This is a genomic window from Pirellulales bacterium (assembly GCA_035499655.1).
Taxonomy (GTDB): Bacteria; Planctomycetota; Planctomycetia; order Pirellulales; family JADZDJ01; genus DATJYL01.
In genome coordinates this window covers 1-4,485 of the sequence record DATJYL010000156.1, presented here as the reverse complement: position 1 = coordinate 4,485, position 4,485 = coordinate 1, and the positions used below count along the sequence as shown (strand labels likewise).

Annotated in this window: 3 protein-coding genes; all 3 read left to right on the top strand. The window is 58.6% G+C overall.

The genetic code is table 11. The features are described 5' to 3' along the window. Positions 1-503: 503 nt before the first annotated feature. A complete protein-coding gene (locus tag VMJ32_11330) occupies positions 504-1,733 on the top strand; it encodes a GspE/PulE family protein (protein HTQ39614.1) in 1,230 nt (409 codons plus the stop codon). A 130-nt stretch (positions 1,734-1,863) separates the two neighbouring features. Then, on the top strand, positions 1,864-3,015 hold the full coding sequence (locus VMJ32_11325) for a type II secretion system F family protein (GenBank protein HTQ39613.1): 1,152 nt from the start codon (positions 1,864-1,866) through the stop codon (positions 3,013-3,015). Positions 3,016-3,018: 3 nt separating this feature from the next. After that, positions 3,019-4,485: type II secretion system F family protein (locus VMJ32_11320; GenBank protein HTQ39612.1), on the top strand; the 1,467-nt coding region annotated here is incomplete at its 3' end.

Below are 4,485 nucleotides of genomic sequence, written 5' to 3'. Positions count from 1 at the left end.
TGTTTCCTTCACCCACGTTCAGATGTAATTTTCCTAGCCGCCCAATCGCTCCTCAAGTGCTCCTAATCATGCCGCACGTTCCAATACCCGTTCGCAGTGAGACACGCCGTTAATCGACCGATGTGACACACATTTTTCGGTGCATGGATTCTGGTACCGAAAAACGTCTGCGCGGGGTTTCTGAGACAGCGTGTAGGCGATTCGATGGCCTGATGCCCCGTCAAATCAAGGCTTATGAGCTTTCAGATGTTCAACGGTCGCAACGATGACTGCCTCGAACACTCTTAGGCAAGTCTCCCCGGCCTGCGTCGGCAAGTCGGACAGGCGCGCGATAATAACACGAAGCGTTCCAATGTGATGATTAGGGATTGAGTGCAACGGGTTGCATTTGCGCTGTCTCGACCCGTAGCTACTGAGGCGAGGAGTACTTATACTAAAAGTCGTCCCATCGAATACCACGGAAGAATTCGATGGAATAATACTCTTCTCTCCGGCAGTGTTGCGTGGCTATAGAAATATCGCTTCCATCGATCCGCCACAAACTAACGGAATTGAATCCGGCGGTGGAATCGTATGCCGCCCAATTTGTCGACGAGCTGCTGCGGGCGTCGTACCAGCTAGGCGCCAGCGACGTACATTTGCAGCCCACGGCCGATGGTGTGGCCGTGGCCGTCCGTATTGATGGCGTCTTGCAACCGTGCGGCACATTTTCCGCCGGAAAAGTTAGCGATGTAATCGCCCGGCTCAAGGTGCTCTCCGACCTGCTCACGTACAAAACCGATGTGCCGCAGGAAGGGCGCGTGCGAAAGCCCCCCTTCGCTGCAGAAATTCGCGTCAGCAGTTTTCCGACGTTGCATGGTGAGAAGGCCGTAGTTCGATTGTTCGCCGCCGAAGCGCGGTTTCAATATCTGGAAAACCTGGGCATTCCCACGGAAATCTATCAGCGGTTATCGCGGCTGATCGAAGAAACTTCGGGGGCTGTGTTAATTACCGGGCCCGCCGGCAGCGGAAAAACTACCACCGCATACGCTAGTTTGCGCGAAATTGTCCGCCGCTCCGGTGGCGGGCGCAGCATTGCCACGCTGGAAGACCCGGTCGAAGCCTCCATCGGCGGCGTGGCGCAATCGCAGGTTAACCCGCGCGCTGGTTTCGATATGGCCACCGGCTTGCGGTCGCTGCTGCGGCAGGACCCGGAAGTGATTTTCGTGGGAGAAATGCGCGACCCTGCCACTGCCGGAACGGCTCTGCAAGCGTCGCTCACGGGGCAACTCGTGCTCACCACATTTCATGCGGGCAGCGCCGCTGGGGCGATCAGCCGCCTGCTAGATATGGGATTGGAACCCTACATTTTGCGCTCCGGTGTGCTGGCCGTACTCTGTCAACGATTGGTGCGAAAGTTGTGTTCGTGTGCCAAACCCGGCGATTCCCCCGAGGCCACGCTAGGGCTCCCCGTGAGCAAGGCCCGCATTCCGCAAAGTTGCCCAGACTGCCATGGCACCGGTTATCGGGGCCGATTGTTGCTGGTCGAAATGCTCACGTTCGATATGGCCAGAGTCGCCGCCGGCGTTTTGGCCCGGTCAGATGCCGGCGCCCTGGAACGGGCTGCCATGCAAGGCGGCATGCGAACCCGGTGGCATGAAGCGTGCCGGGCAGTCGAAGAGGGGCTAACCAGCGCGGTCGAAATTCGCCGTGTTTTAGGTTTTTCTGATGTATTCTCCGCTCCTCAGGGGTAGAATGGCGGCGTGGGATACGCACTCTCGCAGTGCGAGCTTTTCGGCACGTATCTGGCAGCGGCGAGATGGGCAAATCGTGCGCTGAGTTTCGCTTTCAGTTCGCCTGGCACCAGCCTGATTGAGGTTTGTCATGGCAACGGAAAAATCATCCGCGCTAGGCGGTGTCGCACTGGCCGATTTAATTGCGCTCACCGACGAAATGGCGGCGCTCGTCCGCGCCGGCATTCCCTTGGAAGAAGGGCTGACGCACGTGGCCCGCGATTTAGCGCGGCGGCCAGGTCGAATTGCTTTGGAAATGAGCCAGCGGATGCAAGCGGGCGAAAGTTTGCTGCACGTCGTTTCCACGTCGCCGCAGATTTTTCCGCCGTCGTATCGCGCGGTGGTCGAAGCGGGCCTGCGTAGCGGGCGATTGCCGGCGGCGTTGGAAGGATTGGCCAGCACTTCGCGGCGCGCAGCCGAGTTGGGCAATCTAAGCCGGCTAGCGATTCTCTATCCGGTGTTCATCGCGCTGTTGGCGTACGGATTGTTCGTCGCTTCGCTCATTTGGTTCCAGCCGCTCATCAAACAAACATACACCGATATGGATGCGCCGGTCTCGAGCCTGAATTCGTTTCTGATCGGCTTGGGAAAAATCCCGCCCCCTTGGTTTGCGTTAATCCCGGTCGTGGGGCTGACACTGCTCGCCGTATGGTGGTATCGCTCGAGCCGCTCGGCAACGCACTCCACATTTTGGCAAAAAATGACTCCCATGGGCCGCATGATTTACTATGGCCGCATGGCCACCTTCGCCGACATGCTGGCCCTGATGATCGAAAACGGCACCGACCTCCAACGCGCCGTCGTGTTAGCTGCCGAAGCCTCGGGTGACACGCAACTGAAATTGCACGCGCACGAAGTGGCTGCCGACATCCAGCGCGGTGGCAATCCCGGCGCGCCGCACAACCAACCGGGCAACGGTGCGATTCAAGCAACCGCGAAATCAACTGAGACCGGAGCAGCGGCAGCGCGGGCACAATCTCCCGAGCAATCAAAAAAACGCGGGCTTCCTCCGCTGGTGAATTGGCTGTTGGCCGGCGGCGGAAACCAACCAGCGCTGGCCGAAGGTTTGCGCAGTACAGCCGCCACGTATCGCCGCAGTGCGCTGCGCATGGACAATTGGTTGCGGGCGTATCTGCCAGTGGGGCTAACGGTGGTGATTGGCGGCATGACGGTGGCGCTGTATGCCGTGGGAATGTTGGGCCCCTGGTTCGAAATGCTAAAGAAAATTGCCTCGCCGAGGTGAATTGTGGATCGACCGGAACGTTTATCGCACGAGGAGTCTCGCCTGCTGGCCGAGCATTTGGCGTCACTCGCCAAGTCGGGTTTGCCGCTGCCGCCTGGTTTGCGCGCGGCGGCTCAGGAAATCCCCAATCGACGTTTGGCGGCGGCCATGTTTGCGTTAGCGGAAGAACTGGATGCCGGCCGTTCGCTCGATGGCGCGTTGGCAAAGCACCCGAACCTCATGCCGCCGCACATGCAAAGGCTGATCGAAACCGGCGTGCGCTCGGGGAATTTGCCCAATGTTTTGGTGCGGCTAGTCGATATCGACCGCACGTCGTTCGATTTGCGCCGCAACCTGCGGCAAGCCGTCGCCTATCCGCTGTTGCTATTTGTGCTGCTGGTCGCGGTCTCGTTGTTTTTAATCGTCTACGTGGCCCCGGGCATGAAACGTGTCTTCACCGATTTCAAAACCAACTTGCCCGCACCGACACAAATTCTGCTGAAGCTTTCCGATTCGCAAATCTTGCCAATCGCCGGAATTGCGCTCTGCGCAATCATCGGCTGCATCTTTCTGTTGCGTTTTCTGTTGCCGCCCGTGATGTGGCAACGCTTGCTCTCCGGTATCCCTCTCATAGGACCAACCTTGCAGTGGCGCGCGGTGGCCAATTGGTCGCGACTATTGGGATTGCTGCTGCGCGAGGAAATTCCCTTGCCCGAGGCTGCTCAACTCGCCGCCGAGGGTGTCGACTCACCCGTCATGCACGTGCAAGGCATGCGCATTTCGAAAGCCGTGGCGGCGGGGCGACGGTTGGAAGAAGCCGTTGGTTCGATCCGCAGCCTGCCGGCTTCGCTCCGGCCGCTGTTGCGCTGGGGCGAAGAACACGGCGCCTTAGCCGAAGCGCTCGATAGTTCTGCCGAAATGTTCGAAACGCGCGTGCAGTTGCGAGCCGCGCTACTTCGCTCCATTTTGCCGCCGGTCGCGTTCATTTTTATTGCGATGTCGATCTTGCTGCTGTTGAACGCCATGCTGATGCCGCTGATGAAGCTCATCACCGATTTGTCGGGCGGCTTCAGAAACAAGGAGCGAGTCAACATCAACACCCTCGAAAGCAGCGCCGTCCAAGTGCTGCTCGCGCTGGCAATTATTTGGATTGTCGCCACGTTGCTGATTTACCTTTATCGGCTCATTCCTCGAAAATCTGCCAAGCCATCAGCCGCTCGGTTTCGCTCGGCCAGGACTTCCGTGCGTCAACTCCACGAACTGTTTCGCGCCCTGTATTGGATCGTTTTTTTCCTGCTCCTTTTTTTCGGCATGGTTATTGTCGCGAATTTCGTGGGCATCTTGCTGTGGTTCGCCACGTTGGTAATCGCCGTGATGGTCAAAGTTCGCTATGCGGAAATGGAACGCCGCTCGCTGTTGTGGGCGCTTGCCGTCGCCATGGAAAAGCAAATTCCGTTGCCAGCCTGCGCCGCAGCTTTCGCCGACGAATGC